We start from the raw sequence: 1,412 nt of genomic DNA, 5'->3' as shown, positions 1-1,412 counted from the left end.
TAATGCCGATCAGTTAAAGCCAAAGCGATCGGTTGAAGGATCCTTCAGAGCTGTCAAAATCCAAGTGTATTTAATGCACTTGGATTTTTTTATGGATGTTTCTCAAGCTCTAAACATAATTAATGATTGGAAACCTAGCAGCGTTGAGACTTTGTCTGACTTGCTTCCAATTGAACTCATCGACGAAGCCTATTCTCTTACTGATACTGTCACGATGAGAAAGAGGAAATTAACTTTAGAATCCATGGTGTGGCTGCTTGTTGGAATGGCTATCTATAACAGTAAATCCATGAAAGATTTAGTGAACCAACTTGATATTGTCGACCGTACAGGTAAAGCTTTTGTCGCACCGAGTGCGTTAACTCAACGTCGAAAGACGTTGGGTGAAGACGCAATTAAAGCGGTCTTTGAGCGAATGACTACGTCATGGTTAAACAGTGCAAAGTTACCCCAATGGAATGGATTAACGCTGCTTGGCGTCGATGGCGTTGTTTGGCGAACGCCCGATAACCCGCAAAATGAAAAGGCATTTTCTCGACAAAAAGGGACGCAATATCCGCAAGTGAGAATGGTCTGCCAAATGGAACTAAGCAGTCACATTATTACGGCCAGTGCATTTGATAATTACAATACAAACGAAATGATATTAGCTGAAAAACTGATAGAAACAACACCAAACCATAGCGTAACAATGTTCGATAAGGGGTTCTATTCTTTAGGTTTATTACATAAATGGCAAGACTCTGGCTCAGAGCGCCATTGGCTTATCCCCCTCAAGAAAAATACACAATATGACATTGTTCAATCTTTAGGGCGAAATGACAAACTTGTTCAATTACACAGTAATCCAAGAGCTAGAAAGCTATGGCCTGATTTACCAAAGTCGATAACCGCTCGACTTGTCACTCGTAAAATTAAAGGAAAAGACTACCAAGTATTAACCTCCATGACGGACTCCCTGCGTTACCCATCAAAAGATATTGCAGGCCTTTATGAGCATCGTTGGGAAATAGAGCTGGGCTACCGAGAGCAAAAACAATACATGCTTGGAAACCGTCTTACGCTGCGAAGTCGTTTACCAGAGCTGGTCAAGCAGGAGTTATGGGGCATCTTGCTTACTTACAATTTAATCCGATATCAGATGGTCGAGCTCTGCTTCAATTTAAAGGGAAATTACCTTCCTTATCAACTGAGTTTTAACGGCACGTTAGCTCATGTATCAGCGTTACTTGTAGGCTTACCTTATTCAACACCAGGCGCAATACCTCGTCAGCTAAAGGGGTTCCACAACATGGCTGAAAGCTTAATACTTGAAGGGCGAAGGGAAAGGACATTCCCTAGAAGAGTTAAACCCAGACCACAACGGTATGCTAAGAACAAAAATGCCGTTCACTCTTAAGTGAACGGCATTA

At 41.9% G+C, this 1,412-nt stretch carries 1 protein-coding gene; it reads left to right on the top strand.

From position 1 onward, the window contains the following. Nucleotides 1-91: 91 nt before the first annotated feature. A complete protein-coding gene (locus tag AB4623_RS22760) occupies nt 92-1,399 on the top strand; it encodes an IS4 family transposase (RefSeq protein WP_029235596.1) in 1,308 nt (435 codons plus the stop codon). Nucleotides 1,400-1,412 lie beyond the last annotated feature (13 nt).

Origin of the sequence: Vibrio sp. 10N.222.52.C12, from assembly GCF_041474215.1 — a bacterium.
In the GTDB taxonomy this organism is placed as follows: domain Bacteria; phylum Pseudomonadota; class Gammaproteobacteria; order Enterobacterales; family Vibrionaceae; genus Vibrio; species Vibrio crassostreae_C.
The sequence above is the reverse complement of the archived record's forward strand: the minus strand, read 5'-3'. Positions and strand labels throughout refer to the sequence as shown.

Coding starts and splice junctions, on each gene's coding strand:
- AB4623_RS22760 (WP_029235596.1), top strand. CDS start 92: ATGGATGTTTCTCAAGCTCTAAACATAATTAATGATTGGAAACCTAGC.